Source organism: uncultured Chitinophaga sp., from assembly GCF_902168175.1.
Lineage (GTDB): Bacteria > Bacteroidota > Bacteroidia > Chitinophagales > Chitinophagaceae > Chitinophaga.
This window is the reverse complement of sequence record NZ_CABHOU010000097.1, coordinates 22,197-38,407: the sequence shown is the minus strand read 5'-3', so window position 1 is coordinate 38,407 and position 16,211 is coordinate 22,197. Positions and strand designations below refer to the sequence as shown.

The following is a 16,211-nucleotide window of genomic DNA, read 5'->3' as shown; positions in this document are numbered from 1 at the left end:
TGTGAAGAAAAAACATATTTGAAGACCAGGCCATTCACCACGTTTCATATTCTTTTCAAAATGTTTCATTTTTGGCTGAAAGTTGCTTTATGCTGTTTACTGTGCGTTGCGAAAGTGAACGCTCAACCCTATTATTTCCGCCATTACCAGGTAGAAAACGGGCTTTCCAATAATACGGTGTTCAGCAGCGTGCAGGACGAGCAAGGGTTTATGTGGTTTGGCACCAAGGAGGGGCTGAACCGCTTCGACGGTTACCGTTTTAAACTGTATCGCCTGGATGAAAGAGGAGAACAGCGGCTGGACCAGATCTATAACTTATATAAAGACGCCAGAGGTACCCTATGGATCGGTTCTCAAAAAGGTCTGTATTATTTTGATGCAATCAATGAAAAACCGGTTAACCTGTCGGACACGCTGCGCGAGGTATGGAGCCTGACCTCCGATAACAGGGGACAACTCTGGTTCGTGGCACAAAACACGCTCTGCCGTTACAATCCTGTTTCTAAAACCGTAAAACGATTCAGACACCCCCAGGGTCAAATCCTCACCGCCGTATGTATTACCAGCGACGGTGCAGTATGGACAGCCGCAGATAATGGATACGTTCACCAGTTCGATACCGCCACCGGCGTATTTACTCCCTACGACATGTTTTCCCACTCCCCGCCAGGAATGGTTAATTGTTACATTCACCGTATTAAGGCTGCCGGTATGCGTATCATGGTATGCACTTCGTGTGAAGGTGTGAAAGAATTTGACGTGGCAACGCGTACCTACAAAGACCTGCTTACCTATAATACAGATCATACAAACGTTTACGCACATGACATCCTGCAAACCGGTGAGAACGAATTTTGGGTAGCCAGCGAATCGGGCGTACATATATTAAACAGCGCTACAAGCCAATCCATCAATCTGCATAAAAAATTCCTGGACCCTTATTCGCTTACTGATAACGCGGTATACACCATTTCGCGCGATAATGAAGGAGGCATTTGGGTAGGTACTTACTTCGGCGGCGTAAACTATTACGCCCGCCCTTACACACCTTTCCGCAAATATTATCCCGATTATTCCCAAAACGCCATTAGTGGCAGCGCCGTACGCGAAATACAAGCCGACAGCGAGGGACAGTTGTGGATTGGCACCGAGGACGCAGGCCTCAACCGGCTGAACCCTGTTACCGGCTCAGTTAGCCGTTTTACCCCGTTAGAAACACCAAACAGCATTACCTACAGCAATATACATGGCGTGCTGGTAAATGGGAACGAAGTGTGGGCAGGTACCCATGAACACGGACTCGACATCATCGACCGTAAAACGGGTCGTTTGCTGCGGCACTACTACGCGGGTAAAGGCCCTAAAGACCTAAAGCACAACTTTATCGTATCGCTGCTCAAAACGAGGAACAATACTATTTACCTGGGCACCGGTGCCGGGCTGGAGCGTTACGACGCCGCGGCAAAAGGCTTCGACAAAGTGAACGGGCCGGCAAACTATACGGTATCCAGCCTTATCGAAGACCATAGCGGCGTTATCTGGGGCACCACTCACCAGGACGGTGTATTCTCATACGACCCCGTGACTGGCCGCTCCCGCAAATTCCACTACGATCCGGAGGATATACAGAGCATCAGCTCCAATACCTCCAACGCCGTTTGCGAAGATGCCGCGCACAACATCTGGTTTGCCACCGAGGGCGGCGGCCTCTGTAAAATGGGGGCAGACAGGCAGCATTTTACCCGCTATACCGTAAAAGACGGGCTGCCGAGCAACTTCCTCTTTAAAATAGTGGAAGATAAAAACCACCGACTGTGGGTGAGTACCTCGAAAGGACTGGTGTTGTTCGATACCCGCGGCAAAGTGCTGGCCGTATACACCCAGGCAAACGGACTGCTTAACGATCAGTTCAATTACAACTCCGGTTACCGCGATGCTAACGGGCATTTGTACTTTGGTAGTATCAAAGGCATGATCAGCTTCGATCCCGACGCATTCATCCCCAACACCTTTGAACCACCGGTATATGTAACAGGCTTCCAGGTACATAATAATGAACTGGCTATCAATAAAGACAGCAACACACTGAAAAAATCGATCGTACTCACGGATGATATAACGCTGGCGCACGACGCATCCAGCTTCAGTATTGACTTTGCCGCACTTAGTTACAATGCGCCCGATATTACGGCCTACAAATACATGATGGATGGGTTGGATAAAGACTGGACCTTCCTGAAAACCAACCGTAAAGTATATTTCACCAATTTATCGCCCGGCACCTACACCTTCCGGATAAAAGCATCTACAAACGGTAATTGGGGCGGGGGCGAAAAACAACTCACCATCCATATACTGCCGCCGTTTTGGGCCACTACATGGGCGTACCTGCTATATTTCGCAGTGCTGGCGGCTATTTGTTATTACGTGATCAGCTTTTATCATAAACGCACGCAGGACAAAAAAGAGAGGGAAATATACGAGGCCAAGATTGAGTTTTTTACCAACGTTACCCACGAAATACGCACGCCACTTACGCTCATCAAAGGTCCGGTAGAAAACCTGCTGGAGAAAGTGGAGGAAGTACCGGACATTAAACCCGATGTATTAACGCTGGAACGTAATACCAACCGCCTCATCGCCCTTATCACGCAAATCCTGGATTTCAGGCAAACGGAGGCCCGCGGGTTCAGCCTCAACTTCTCGGAAGTGCGGATCGATAAACTGTTGCAGGAGGAGTATGAGAACTTTATACCCCCTGCCAACAAAAAGAAACTGCAATACCAGTTAGTATTACCTGAAATGCCCATTACAGCAGTAGCGGACGAAGAGGCTTTACGGAAAATACTAAGCAACCTGCTCAACAATGGGGTGAAGTACGCTGCCCAAACCGTTACTGTAATATTACGGCCGCTTTTGGCGGAAGATGCTACCTTTACAATAGAAGTGCAGAACGACGGAAATCTGATACCCGCAGAGATGAAAGACAAAATATTCGAACCGTTCTACCGCATGAAGGAAACCAGCCGGCAAACCGGCTCGGGCATAGGACTCTCAATAGCAAGATCGTTGGCCGTACTGCACCGGGGACGATTGTACCTTAATGACAACAGTGACGGACTAAACATATTTATACTTAATTTGCCCTTAAAAGCCGACGACAAACAATCAAAAGAAACTAAAACGTATAAAACCGCCTCGCATTAAAACGCACGTTATGCTGCAGCCTACAGTATTGATTGTTGATGATAACGACGAAATCCTCGAATTCCTGGCGCGTACGCTGGCGCCCAGGTACAATGTGCTTACGGCCGAAAGTGGCGAAGAAGCGCTCGAAACACTGACCCGCGAAGCCGTGGCACTGGTGGTGAGCGATGTGATGATGCCCGACATGGATGGCTTCGAGCTCTGCACCCTCATCAAATCTAATTTTGAATTTTCTCATATACCGGTGATACTGCTCACCGCCCAGAATACGCTGACCGCCAAAATTCATGGACTGGAATTGGGCGCGGACGCCTATATCGAAAAGCCTTTTTCCAAAGAACATCTGCAGGCGCAAATGGCGAGTTTGCTGGCCAATCGCAATATAGTGCGCGAATATTTTGCGCAATCACCGCTGGCCCATATTAAAAGTATGGCGCACTCCAAGGCCGACGAACGCTTCCTCGAAGGCCTCAACGAAACCATTTGCCGCAACCTGGAAGACGCGGAACTCGACGTGGAAAAACTGGCCAAAGCCATGAATATGAGCCGCGTAACGCTCTACCGTAAAATCAAGGCAGTATCCGACCTCTCCCCCATTGAACTCATCAATATCACCCGCTTAAAAAAGGCCGCCGAATTGCTGGCCGAGGGAGAGTACCGCATCAACGAAATCTCTGGCATGCTGGGTTTCAGCTCTCAAAGCAACTTCTCACGCAACTTCGCCAAACAGTTCAATATGACGCCTTCCGAGTACATCCAGTTAAAGGTGGCCGAGCATAAAAAAATTTAGACCCTTATGTAAACGTTTACATCAATTATGGACCCGGCTCCCGTACTCCGATATGGCCGCCGTTGCGTCGCACACTGCAACTTCAGGAACCATATCGGGCGTTTTATGCCTTCCCGTTAATGCACTCCTTTCGCCAGTGCCCGGAATCCCCTATTTTTACAACTTATGCTTAACGAAGCCTTTTACCGCAAAAAATACATCTCTCAGGAGGCCGACACCAGACTGGTGGCTGATATCCTGAGCATTTACCTGTACCCGCTGGAGCGTTACCGGGTGGTGGATGCCGTGAATTTGCTGCGCAAAATGGAACCTAAACGGGTAGACGAAATACTGGAACTGCTGCAAAAGGAAAAGCTGGGTGCCTTTACTACCGCAGGCAATTTTGCATTAACGCCGGAACTTAGCTTCCTGTTATTCCCGCAAAACATCATCCGCCACGACTATCAGCAAATTTTAGAATGGAACCGGAAAGTTCGCCCCTCTTTTTACAATACCAGTTTTAAACTGGCGGAACTACAGCAAACGCTCATGGCCTATTGCCTGGGTGAGTTATCGCTGATGTCGCTGCCGGTACGTCGCATAGAACTGGAACTGGAAGAGTATCTTCCCTATCTCCCCTATTTACTTTATTATCCTGCTTATCAGAATTTCTTAAAACTATTTGCCGAAGAAAGCCTGTTAAAGATACAGGCACGTGCCGTACAGCAAAACCTGCTGGAAATGGAGCCAATAGAAGCGCTGAAGGATTTTTATCAGAAAACAGCTGCATCTTCCCAACCCGCTAATAAAGAACTACCACTGCTGCAAGGCCAGCTTACCGATGTAGCAGCCACATTTCATTTCGAACACGCCGTTACCAAACTATACCAGCGCCAGCCCGAACAAGCTTTCGCGGCTTTTGAACTGGGCATCAAACAACAACGCAAAACGGATAAAAAGAACATGCTGCCTGCCTCGGCCACCATGGCTTTTTATTACGCTTATACCATAAGCCTGTTGCCTGTAGCGCAAACAAACCAGCTACTGGCCAAACTTATAGCGTTTTACGAAAAGAAACTCGCCCCGGCGAACATACCGGCTATTTGCCTGCTGCATTATCATAATGGTAAAAAAGACCGGGCCGACGACCTGCTGCGGATACTCATAGAATCGAACGCGCTGCCTGATGGGAAAGACTTACCGGCATTGCTGGCCTTTATTTTACTAATGGCCTTTTCGCCCAAAAGTAAATTACTGATACTGCACGCGCACCTGGCCAAAAGATTACTACACAAAAGCATCGATAACGAATACCGCTTACTGGCCTACGAATATCTTTTCCTGCAGGAGGACGATAAAGACGAAGAGCAGTTTGCATTACTAAGTGCAGCCATTCCTCACCAGCCGGCGTTTACACAAATGCAGAAGATGCCGGAATGGGAACGCCTGTTGAACGCCGTAATAGCCGCCAACGACGCACCGCAAAAGAAAGATAAAACCGTGGGTGCTAACAGGCTGGTATACCTCGTAGACTTCGATAAACTGCAGGTACAACCCATGTTGCAAACCATGCAGGGCACCAGTTGGAGCCCGGGCCGCAACGTAGCTTTAAAGAAATTGAAAGAAGGCGCTGTACCAGGAATGATTCAGCAGGACCAGCGCATAGCCGCCACCATTCTCAAAGAAACACACTTTAACTATTATGGCGGCGACCACTACGTGTTCGATGACAATATATGGACAGCACTTATCCATCACCCTAACCTCTACCTCGTACACGACCCGGCCACACCTGCAGAAGTTGTATCGGGAGAGGCGGAACTGATTATCAATACCACCAACCGCGGTTATACTTTCAGCACTAACATTGTAGAAGCCAATGGCGACTATGTGTTACTGAAAGAAACGGACAGCCGGATGAAAGTAATCCGCCTGAACCAGCAGCAACGCACGTTACTGCAAATGCTGAAACAGTTACGCGTAATACCTGCAGAAGGCAAAGAGAAATTACTGGAAGCGGTGAAAAAGATTGGCGCACATCTTACGATCCATTCTGATATGGACGAAACGGCGCTAAGCATCCGCAAACTGGAAAGCGACAGCCGCATCCGTATACAACTACAACCGATGGGCGATGCACTAAAAGCTTCGCTATTCGTAAAACCACTGGGCGATACACCCACCTATTGCCGGCCAGGCATGGGCGCACGCAACATCATCGGCATCGTAAACGGCGAACGTTGCCAGACCTCGCGCGACATAGAAACGGAGAAGGCCAACCTGGCTTTACTGATGGCGCAGATACAACAATCTATCGTGCAGGAAGTACAGGAAGATGATACACTGATATTCGAAGACCCCGCCGACTGCCTGCAACTGCTGGAAATTATACAGTCGATGCCCGATAAAGTAACGGTGGAATGGCCCGAAGGCATCCGTTACAAACTACAGGGCAAAGCAGGCCTGCCCCAGCTGCGCCTCATGGTAAAAGAAAAAGGCCACTGGTTTACCTGCCACGGCGACCTCCAAATAGATGAACGGACGGTTATTTCCCTGAAGCAGGTGCTGGATGTAATGCCGAAACGCAACAGCCGTTTTGTAGAACTGGAAAATGGAGAGTTCATTGCGCTCACCGCCGATTTGCGGGCGAGGCTTAACGAACTGTTAAGTGTTGGCGTGGCCGATCACAACGAAATCAAAGTACCCTACTTCGCCTCGCATGTACTCGATGATATGCTTTTACAGGCTGGAAGTGCGCAAACCGATACGCCCTGGCAGCAGTTTAAAAAGAAGAAAGAGAAAGCAGCGCTACTTAAACCGGAAGTACCCGCATCACTTAAACAAACCCTACGCCCTTACCAGGAAGATGGATTCAGATGGATGGCGCAACTTGCCGCCTGGGGTGCTGGTGCCTGCCTTGCCGATGATATGGGTTTGGGCAAAACAGTACAGGCCATCTCCATTTTATTACACCGCGCAGCTGATGGGCCGGCGCTGGTAATAAGCCCTGCATCGGTACTACCAAACTGGGCGAATGAACTGATGCGTTTTGCACCGGAACTGCGCGTAGTACAATTGCAAAATGGCCTCCGCGAAGAACAACTGCAACAGGCAGGCGCTTTCGACGTAGTGATCGCCACCTACGGCATACTACAGTCGGACGCGAAGATATTCGCCGAAGTGAACTGGAACACAATCGTGCTGGACGAAGCGCATACGATCAAAAACTACCAGACACGCACATCCAAAGCTGCGATGCAGCTGAAAGGCAACTTCCGGCTGGCGCTCACGGGCACGCCCATACAAAACCACCTCGGTGAAATATGGAACTTGTTCAACTTCCTTAACCCCGGACTGTTGGGCGACCTGCCTAATTTCAGAAAACAGTTTATTACGCCCGCAGCCAACAACCCGGAGAGCATGGCGAAAAAACATCTAAAGAAACTGATCGCCCCCTTCATGCTGCGCCGTCTTAAATCTGACGTGCTGGAAGAATTGCCGCCGAAAACAGAAATTGTAAAACTGGTGACGCTGTCTACCGACGAAGCCTCGTTCTACGAAGCTATTCGCCGGCAGGCTATTCAGCATATCCAGGAACGCGACCTGTTAAGTGCAGGCCAGCAACATATTAAAGCTTTGCAGGAAATAACAAGGCTGCGTATGGCCGCCTGTAATCCACAACTCATCGAAACGGAATCGGATATCGAATCATCGAAACTGCTGGTGTTTAAAGAAATCGTGGAGGAGCTAACGGAGAATGGGCACCGTGCGCTGGTGTTCAGCCAGTTTGTGAAACACCTCAGCTTAATCAGTAAAGCGCTGGACAGTTGGGGTATCGATTACCTCTACCTTGATGGCTCCACACCTATCCCGGCAAGGGAGAAACTGGTAAAATCATTCCAGGGCGGTAAAGCACCCTTGTTTCTTATCAGTTTAAAAGCGGGTGGCTTAGGATTGAACCTTACGGCCGCCGATTACGTGATCCACCTCGATCCATGGTGGAACCCGGCGGTGGAAGAACAGGCTTCGGACAGGGCTCACCGTATTGGCCAAACAAGACCGGTTACCGTGTACCGGCTCGTGGCACAACATACGATCGAAGAAAAAATTATTGAATTACATCACAACAAACGTGACCTGGCCGACCAGCTGCTGGAAGGTACCGATCAAAGCGCCAATCTTACCATGCAGGAACTGGTGTCGCTTATCGCAGGGTCCTAAGCGGGTATAACATCGGGCTTCGCTATTTTGCCCGGAATACCGATCACAAATGTAGCGCCCTTATTTACTTCACTGGTGGCGGTAATAAAGCCGTGGTGTTGTTCCATGATCTTTTTACAAATAGACAGCCCAATACCTGAACCCTCTATTTCGTGGTAACTATGCAGCCGTTTAAACACCATGAAAATATCCTCCAGGTATTGATGATCGAAACCAATACCATTATCCTTTACATAAATATTATAGAATAACGTGTTGCCGTTCGCCTGCGCATCTGGCGCATCTACCTGTTCACAACGAACAGATATATCAGGCGCTATATCTTTTTTACGGAACTTAAGTGCGTTGCTTAACAGGTTGTAAAAAACCTGCTGCATCAGGGTAGGGATGGCCAGCAGCACCGGTAATCTGTCTATTTGTACCACCGCACCAGTTTGCTGTATCTGCATTTCCAGTTCGCTCATCGCATCTTTTACCACCTCGTTTAAATCTACCTGCACAAAATCACCGCCCTGTACGGAGTGCCGTGAGAAGCGAAGCAGGTCGTTTACCAGCTGCTGCATACGGGCCGCGGCATTCGTAATTTTTTGTACGTGGCGGTGTACTTCCTCCGGATCGGCGCGTTTCTGGAGCAGCATATCACTAAACACGCGGATCTTACGCAGTGGCTCCTGCAGGTCGTGGGAAGCTACAAAGGCGAAGCGGTCCAGCTCTTCGTTCACCGCTTTGAGGTACGCATTGCTTTGTGTAAGCTGACTATTGAGTTCACGCACCTTTTGTTCTGAAGCTTCTCTTTCTTCAATTTCGCGTTGTAAAGATGCGTTGGTATGGAGCAGGTTCTTTTCCTGTTCTATGAGAGAGTGGGTTTTACGGTAGAGTTCAACAAACAGGCCCACCTTTACCCGTAATAACTCCGGGTTGATGGGCTTGTAAATAAAATCTACCGCCCCTACTTTATACCCTTTAAATATCGCTTCATCCTCGTTATGAGCGGTGATGAAGATAATAGGAATGTTCTTCAGTTTATCGCGCTGATAAATGAGTTCCGCGGTTTCGAAACCGTTCATGTCCGGCATCTGGACATCCATCAGGATAAGAGAAAAATCATATTCACGCAACAGGACCTTTAACGCGGCCCTGCCCGAATTCGCTTTTATGATCCTGTAGTTCTCTTTTTCCAATATGGATTCTATCGACATCAGGTTGTCCTGCCTGTCGTCCACTACCAGAATTTTTATTGCGTCTTTTGCCTGCAAACTGATTGTTTTTTATTGATCCATTTGCCAATTTATGCTATCTGTACAACCAAACTCTCATCAGCGATAATAACTGATCTATTTTTAACGGCTTCGTAATGTAGTCGGAGGCGCCGGCTTCCAGGCATTTTTCCCGGTCACCTTTCATCGCTTTCGCGGTTACGGCAATAATGGGCAATGCGCTGTTTTTATGTTCGCGGCGAATCTTCTGCATGGTTTCGTAGCCATCCATTTCCGGCATCATAATATCCATTAACACGATATCGATCTCATTATTCTCGCTTAAAATATTCATTGCTTCCTGGCCGCTTTCCGCGGTGATGGTATTGATATGGTAGCGTTCAAAGGCCGTGGTAAGGGCGAAGAGGTTACGTACATCATCATCCACCACCAGCACACTTTTATGGCTTAATACATCCCTTTGTGAACGGAGATCTTCTATCAGCTTTTTCTTCTCGGGCAACAGGCTTTCATGATGAATATGGAGTTGCTGTACCGTTTCTTCCAACAACAGATCAAGTGAATTTACGTCTTTCAAAAGTATCTTATTGGCATATTGCTTCAGCTTCGCTTTTTCCTTGGTAGAGAAATCCTTTGCCGAATATACAATAACCGGCGTAGAATTATACCTGTTCAGCGACTGGATGTTCGAAAACAGATCGGCACCTTCCACATCGGGCAACATATAATCTGCAATAATACAGTCGAACGCGCCCTGGCTCAAACTGTCCAATGCTGCTTTTCCATTATCCACAAACTCCAGCTGTATTAACTCTCCATTATCGAGAATACGTGCTATCTGCGAAGCATCGGGTTCGTTATCTTCAATAACCAGCACCCGCTTTTTCTTACGCTGACTTTGTTCGATGATGCTCTTGAACAATATTGCCAGGTCTTCCGTTTTCAACGGTTTAAGGTTGAAGCTACGGGCACCGCGGTGCATAGCCAGTAAGCGGTTTTCCTCACCAGATATCAGGTGGATAGGAATATGACGAAGGTTTACATCATTTTTAAACAGATCAAGAATTCTCCAGCCGCTCGCATCGGGTAGTTTTACATCGAGCGTTACGGCAATGGGCTGAAATTTATTGGTAAGATCGAATACGTCGCCGAAGCCCGTAGCTACCACCACTTTCAATCCCATCTCGTGTGCTTTCTCCTGCATGATCTTCGCAAAACGCACATCATCTTCTACGATCAGTACCACTTTATCTGTATCCATTACATTGGTACGGTCATCGCCAATTTCGTTGATGATCTCATTCATGCCTTCCAGTTCCTTCGCCTCGGCCAGCTTCACCGTTTGCACAGAACTGCCTTCGCTTAAATGATATTCCGACACGGTAAGGCTGCTTTGTTTTTCCCGCTTAATAGCAGCCGGGTTGTAAGCCAGCGGCAGGAAGAGCGTAAACGTACTGCCAAAACCCGCTTCACTTTCCAGTTCTATTGATCCTCCTAACAGATCGGCCAAACCACGGCTGATCGACAAACCAAGGCCTGTACCACCATACTTACGGCTCGTAGAACCTTCGGCCTGCTGGAAGGCCTCAAAGATGATGCCTTGCTTATCTTTCGAAATACCAATACCTGTATCCCTGATCTCAAATGCTACTACACGATCTGCTTTTTCAAGACTGTCGTTCACCATTTTCCAGTTACGGTGTGCTTCATAGATGCGGAGTTTCACCTCGCCTTTTTCGGTGAACTTGAACGCGTTGGAGAGCAGGTTCTTTAATATCTGGTTCAATCGCTGCACGTCTGTTTCGAGTGTTTGCGGGAGCTTATCTTCTACCTCAATACCAAAACGCAGGTTTTTACTTTCAGAGATATGTTTGAAGGTGGTTTCCACGAAGCCGATTACTTCGTTGAACCTTACTTTAATGAAGTCGGTAGAAATGTAACCGCTTTCGATCTTCGACAGGTCGAGGATGTCGTTGATCAGTTGGATAAGGTCGTCACCGCAGCTGTGGATCGTTTTGGCGTAACGTACCTGTTTCTCATTAAGGTTACCATCGTGGTTTTCGTACAATTGCTGTGCGAGGATGAGCAGCGAGTTAAGCGGTGTACGCAACTCATGCGACATATTTGCAAGGAACTCAGATTTGTACTTGGAGGTAAGCTGCAGCTGTTCGGCCTTTTCTTCCAGCGATTTACGTGCTTCTTCCACCTCTTTGTTTTTCTCTTCCACTTCGTCCTTTTGTTTCACCAGCAGGTGCGCTTTATCCTGCAGCTCTTCGTTCGTTCTTCTCAACTCATCGGCCAGCGACTGTGATTGTTCCAGCAGATCTTCTGTACGGGAGTTGGCCTCGATCGTGTTCAGTACGATACCGATACTTTCCGTCAGCTGGCTAAGGAAGTCCAGATGCGTTTCAGAGAACGAGTCGAAGGAAGCCAGTTCGATTACCGCCTTAATTTCTGTTTCAAATAATACCGGCAGTACGATCAGGTTTACCGGCGGCGCCTGTCCTAAACCTGAACCTATTTTAATATAATCGCCGGGTACATTGGTGATGAGGATACGTTCTTTCTCCACAGCACACTGCCCAACCAGTCCTTCACCCAGCGAGAACTCGCGGGAGCTTTGCATTTCGTCGCCGAAGGCATATGCAGCAAATAGTTTCAGTTTGGGGTTTCTCAGTTCTTCTTCCTGTTCGAGGATATAGAACATACCTTTCTGCGCGTTTACCACCTGCGCCAGCTCGGAGAGGATACGGCGGGTTACCGTGTTCAAATCCTTCTGGCCCTGCAGCATTTGTGTAAACGTAGCAAGGTTCGATTTCAGCCAGTCCTGTTCCTGGTTACGCAGGGTTGTTTGTTTCAGGTTGGCGATCATCTGGTTAATGGTATCTTTCAGCTCTTCCACCTCACCTTTCGCTTCCACCCGTATCATTTGGGTAAGATCTCCTTTAGTTACCGCTGAGGCCACCGCGGAAATCGCACGTACCTGCGTGGTCAGGTTCTCTGCCAGCTGGTTTACGTTCTCCGTCAGGTTTTTCCAGATACCAGATGCACCCGGCACACTCGCCTGTCCACCCAGTCGCCCATCCACACCTACTTCACGCGCCACCGTTGTTACCTGGTCGGCAAACAGTGCCAGCGTATCGATCATTTCATTGATCGTTTCTGTAAGCTGCGCCACCTCACCACGTGATACAATGGAGAGTTTTTGTTTCAGGTTACCGGTAGCCACCGCCGTTACCACCTTCGCGATACCACGCACCTGGTTGGTAAGGTTGGAGGCCATCATGTTCACCGAGTCCGTCAGATCTTTCCAGGTACCACCCACGCCCTGCACTTCGGCCTGACCGCCCAGCTTACCTTCCGTACCTACTTCACGCGCCACACGCGTTACTTCGAAGGCGAAGGAGTTCAGCTGGTCCACCATTGTGTTGATCGTATTTTTCAGATCGAGGATCTCACCTTTTACGTCGATCGTTACTTTCTTGGAAAGGTCACCCGATGCCACCGCCTTGGTTACTTCGGCAATGTTACGCACCTGGCTGGTAAGGTTACCGGTCATCTGGTTTACAGAATCCGTCAAATCCTTCCAGGTACCTGCAACACCCGGTACGAAAGCCTGGCCGCCCAGTTTACCATCGGTACCCACCTCACGGGCCACACGCGTTACTTCCGATGCGAAGGCGCGCAGCTGGTCCACCATCGTGTTCAGCGTTTCTTTCAGCTGTAATATTTCTCCACGTACGTCCACCGTAATCTTACGGCTCATGTCACCATTCGCCACCGCAATGGCCACATCGGCAATGTTACGCACCTGGTCAGTAAGGTTACCGGCCATCTGGTTTACAGAGTCGGTCAAGTCTTTCCAGGTACCACCTACGCCCGGCACGTGTGCCTGCCCACCCAGTTTACCTTCTGTACCTACCTCACGGGCCACGCGCGTTACTTCCGAAGCAAATGCGCGCAACTGTTCCACCATCGTGTTAATCGTATTCTTCAGCTCTAATATTTCTCCTTTTACGTCCACCTCAATCTTACGGCTCAGGTCACCGTTAGCCACCGCCGTTGTTACTTCGGCGATGTTACGTACCTGTGAGGTAAGGTTAGAGGCCATGATGTTTACAGAGTCCGTCAAATCTTTCCAGAGTCCTTCCACACCTGGTACGTCTGCCTGTCCACCCAGTTTACCTTCGGAACCTACTTCACGTGCCACACGGAATACTTCGGAACCGAATGAGTTCAACTGATCCACCATCGTATTGATCGTACTCTTTAATTCCAGGATCTCACCTTTCGCATCCACCGTAATCTTACGCGACAGGTCACCTTTCGCCACCGCGGTGGTTACTTCGGCGATGTTACGTACCTGGTTGGTAAGATTCGATCCCATCTGGTTCACCGATTCTGTCAAATCCTTCCAGGTACCGCCCACGCCCTGCACTTTCGCCTGGCCGCCCAGTTTACCTTCCGTACCTACTTCCAGTGCCACACGCGTTACTTCCGATGCGAAGGAGTTTAGCTGGTCCACCATCGTATTGATCGTCTTCTTCAGCTCCAGGATCTCTCCTGCCACATCCACCGTAATCTTTTTAGAAAGGTCACCCAGCGCCACCGCCGTTGTTACTTCGGCGATGTTACGCACCTGGTTGGTAAGGTTCGACGCCATCTGGTTTACCGATTCTGTCAAATCCTTCCAGGTACCACCCACACCCTGCACTTTCGCCTGGCCGCCCAGTTTACCTTCCGTACCTACTTCCAGTGCCACACGTGTTACTTCCGATGCGAAGGAGTTCAGCTGGTCCACCATCGTATTGATCGTGTTCTTCAGCTCCAGGATCTCTCCTTTAACGTCCACCGTAATCTTGCGTGATAAGTCGCCGCTGGCCACGGCCGTAGTTACATCCGCAATGTTACGTACCTGGGCGGTAAGGTTACCACCCATCTGGTTTACCGAATCGGTAAGGTCTTTCCACACACCACCTACGCCTTTTACCGTAGCCTGTCCGCCCAGCTTACCTTCCGATCCTACCTCACGCGCCACACGCGTAACTTCGGAAGAGAAAGAGTTCAGCTGGTCCACCATCGTATTGATCGTATTCTTCAGCTCAAGGATCTCTCCTTTTACGTCCACCGTAATCTTGCGCGACAGGTCGCCACGTGCTACCGCGGTAGTTACCTCGGCAATGTTACGTACCTGGCCGGTAAGGTTCGAGGCCATCTGGTTTACAGAGTCCGTCAAATCTTTCCAGGTACCGGCTACCCCTTTTACTTCAGCCTGACCGCCCAGTTTACCATCCGTACCCACCTCACGGGCCACACGCGTTACTTCGGAGGAGAAGGAGTTCAGCTGGTCCACCATCGTATTGATCGTATCTTTCAGCTCCAGGATCTCACCCTGTACATCCACCGTGATCTTTTTGGAAAGGTCGCCTTTAGCCACCGCCGTGGTTACATCCGCGATGTTACGCACCTGCGCGGTAAGGTTACCCGCCATCTGGTTTACCGAATCGGTAAGGTCCTTCCACACACCTGCTACATCTTTTACCTTTGCCTGTCCTCCCAGTTTACCTTCCGAACCTACCTCACGCGCCACACGTGTTACCTCACGGCTAAACAGGTTCAGCTGTTTCACCATCCCGTTTACCTCCGTGGCAATACGCGCAAATTCCCCCTGCAGCACGTGACCTTCTATCTGAAGGGTCATTTCCTGCGAGAGGTTGCCTTTGGCCACCGAGCTGATTACGTGAGCGATTTCGATAGTGGGGTGTACCAAGTCGGAAATGAGGGTGTTGATAGAACTTACCGCCGTGTTCCATGAGCCACGGGCAGTACGGGGCAGGGTAACACGGTGATTAAGTTTACCCTGGATGCCGATTGTATTACGGGCCAGGTTCAACTCCTCTACCAGGGTTTCGTTGAGGGCTATAATATCATTGAGGGTATCACATATTTTGCCGCTGATGCCAAGGTTATCCATCGGCATACGTGCGCTGAAGTTACCATTCTTTACCTCCGCCAATACCTGTAATAAGTTACGGAGGTCCAGATCGTCGGACAGCGTTTCGGGCTCGGGCTTAATTGCTTTCCGGGCAGACATTGTGGATTTTCGTGGAATTATTTCCACAACTTCTCCGGGCACAGTATTTTTACCGGGATTTTTCTTTCGGCTTGTCATGATAGAGGTATTAGAATACGAGGACGTTACGATATAAGTCTAACAATCAGTATGAAGATGGATTATGGTACAACTTCAAACACTATTTTAATTGGCTTAAGTACATTGGTTTTACGAGTTATATATCAGTAATTCTTTTTTATGCGTAATTTTGATTTAAACTCTACCATTACATGCAATTTTTAGGCCACTCAAACCGGCTGATCCTGTTGGCGGAAGATGATTCCGACGACCATGAATTATTAAGAAACGCCTTCACCGAAATTGACCCGAGCTGGCAGATAGTATGCATAACGAATGGTAAAAAGTTCGTGAACTACCTGGAGCAGATAAGTGACGGAGAGTTGCCTGCCCTTCTTATACTTGACTACAACATACCGGAACTGACCGGGGTAGAGGTAGTAGAAGCCCTGAACCACCACGGCCGCTACCTTGGTATTCCCAAAATCATCTGGAGTACATCAAGTTCCCCCATTTACAAAGCGAAAAGTATTGAACTAGGGGTAGCCGATTACGTAATTAAGCCAAGCGACCTTGCTTCGTTTAAGGATATCGCGCACCACATGCTTTCGTTCATAGGTAAATAGACCAACGCTACTTTAAAATATAAGCCGTAACATGGGAC

6 protein-coding genes are annotated in these 16,211 nt (G+C 48.9%); 4 read left to right on the top strand and 2 right to left on the bottom strand.

Features of this window, described 5'->3' with window-relative positions:
- Positions 1-60: 60 nt before the first annotated feature.
- The 3 genes from QZT80_RS23575 to QZT80_RS23565 all read left to right on the top strand — a co-directional run bounded on the left by QZT80_RS23575 (position 61) and on the right by QZT80_RS23565 (position 8,197).
- The gene (locus QZT80_RS23575) at positions 61-3,207 is read left to right on the top strand and encodes a two-component regulator propeller domain-containing protein (RefSeq protein WP_295128201.1); all 3,147 of its coding nucleotides are present in this window, start codon (positions 61-63) and stop codon (positions 3,205-3,207) included.
- A gap of 10 nt (positions 3,208-3,217) precedes the next feature.
- Entirely contained in the window at positions 3,218-3,997 is a 780-nt protein-coding gene (locus tag QZT80_RS23570) for a response regulator (protein ID WP_295128198.1), read from the top strand.
- A 165-nt stretch (positions 3,998-4,162) separates the two neighbouring features.
- Positions 4,163-8,197 carry a DEAD/DEAH box helicase gene (locus QZT80_RS23565; RefSeq protein ID WP_295128195.1) on the top strand — a complete coding sequence of 1,345 codons (4,035 nt, stop codon included), beginning with the start codon at positions 4,163-4,165 and terminating at the stop codon, positions 8,195-8,197.
- On the opposite strand, the gene QZT80_RS23560 is transcribed toward QZT80_RS23565, so the two are convergent.
- On the bottom strand, positions 8,194-9,453 hold the full coding sequence (locus tag QZT80_RS23560; protein WP_295128192.1) for a response regulator: 1,260 nt from the start codon (positions 9,451-9,453) through the stop codon (positions 8,194-8,196). The two genes, QZT80_RS23565 and QZT80_RS23560, sit on opposite strands and share 4 nt — an antisense overlap.
- Positions 9,454-9,490: 37 nt before the next feature.
- Positions 9,491-15,586 carry a HAMP domain-containing protein gene (locus tag QZT80_RS23555; RefSeq protein WP_295128189.1) on the bottom strand — a complete coding sequence of 2,032 codons (6,096 nt, stop codon included), beginning with the start codon at positions 15,584-15,586 and terminating at the stop codon, positions 9,491-9,493.
- Between the two features lie 173 nt (positions 15,587-15,759).
- Here QZT80_RS23555 and QZT80_RS23550 point away from each other — a divergent pair, with 173 nt between their 5' ends.
- The gene (locus QZT80_RS23550) at positions 15,760-16,173 is read left to right on the top strand and encodes a response regulator (RefSeq protein WP_295128187.1); all 414 of its coding nucleotides are present in this window, start codon (positions 15,760-15,762) and stop codon (positions 16,171-16,173) included.
- The last annotated feature ends 38 nt before the right edge of the window (positions 16,174-16,211 follow it).